At 73.2% G+C, this 1,456-nt stretch carries 1 pseudogene (cut by a window edge); it reads right to left on the minus strand.

Annotation, left to right across the window (positions count from 1 at the left end):
* Positions 1–1,286 (minus strand): annotated as a pseudogene (locus AN218_RS09720) (DUF5107 domain-containing protein); its annotated part reaches 525 nt to the left of the window's first position; the annotation flags it as partial.
* Positions 1,287–1,456: the final 170 nt, after the last annotated feature.

A 1,456-nucleotide genomic window follows, 5' to 3' on the forward strand; every position in this document is an offset into this window, starting at 1 on the left:
TCGAGGGCGCCCCAGCCGGAGCCGGCCGCCAGCAGCCCCATGTCCGTCGACGCGTCCGACGCATCCGACGCGTCACGTACGGGGTCGGCGTCCGCGAACGGGCGCCACGCGGCGAACGCCGCGTCCACGTCGGCCCGCGGCAGCGCCTCCTCCAGGCGCGCGTCGACCTGCCGCCGGGCGGCGGCCCAGTCCTCGCCGTGCACCGCGTCCGGATCCGCGGTCAGCGGCCCGTACGCCTCCAGCCACGCGAACTCCCGCCCCGCCTCCAGCCGTACGTGTTCGAGCTGCGTACGCGCCAGGCCCGCCTGGATCTCGGCGTAGCCGCCGGTGCCCGGCTCGGTCAGCCACTGCTGCCAGCGTCTGCCGCCGGGCCCGTGGCCCCATACGAACAGCTTCCGGCCGCTCAGCAGATCCGTCGAGGTCTGCACAAGGCCCGTGCCGCGCTCGTCGAGGGAGGCGATCCACTTCCGCTCCGCGCGGGGGATCTCGTAGAAGTAGTCGGCAGGGAACTCGCTGCGCAGCGCGTACGTACGGTCCGCACCGTCCCATTCGGGCACCGGGATGCGGCGCAGCCGGCGCTCGTAGGCGAAGTACCAGGTCTCCTCGGCCGGTACGAGGACGCGGGCGCCCTCCTGCTCCGGCACGGCGATGTTCGACCACCAGTAGACGGGCACGGTCCGGTCGTGCGGATTGCGGATACGGACACCGACGTAGAGGAAGTCCGAACCGTCCGGCAGCCACAGATCGACCTGGAACGGGGTGTCGCGCAGCCGCTCCCACTCCCACAGCCGCAGCATGTCCCCGCCGTCGGGCGCGGGCACGCGCGCCGCGTGCACGGGGGCGACGGAGAGCGTCGTATGGCCGGTCGCGCCGATGTTCCACTCGATGCCGCCGGAGAACCAGGCGCCGTTCAGGGCGAAGTCCGCGGGCTGGAAGACCGGGTTGGTGTACAGCAACTCCCGCCCGGTGGGCTTGTGATGCAGGGAGTGGACACGGCCGCCGAGGCCCGGCAGGACGGTCGCGCGCAGCCGGTCGTTCTCCAGGACGAGGGCGTCGAGGGCGGCGGGCGTGCGCTCGCGCGTGTAGCCGTCGAGGATGCGGACGGGCAGGACGGAGCGCAGCGGCGCATAGCCGACCTGACGCGCCATGTCGGGCGGAAGCTCGGCCCGTTGACGCTCGTCGACGGTGTGCATCTCGTCGAGGGGAGCGAGCGGGGGCAGCGGGTTCTCCGGGCCGACGGGGGCGACGGGCAGATTCACGGTCGTACGTCGCAGCGTCGCCGGCACGGCTACCTCGATCCTCACGGTGATGTCCTCGGTGGGCGCGGTGCCGGCAGCTCGCGGCCGGGACGCCCTTGACGACCATGGAACACGCCGGAGGGCAGGTTGAACAGGCCGCGGGGAGGCGGGGGTCGGGGCACGGGAGCAGGTGAGGCGAGGGGTGGGGTGTGGTGGGT

Origin of the sequence: Streptomyces nanshensis, from assembly GCF_001751255.1 — a bacterium.
In the GTDB taxonomy this organism is placed as follows: Bacteria; Actinomycetota; Actinomycetes; order Streptomycetales; family Streptomycetaceae; genus Streptomyces; species Streptomyces nanshensis_A.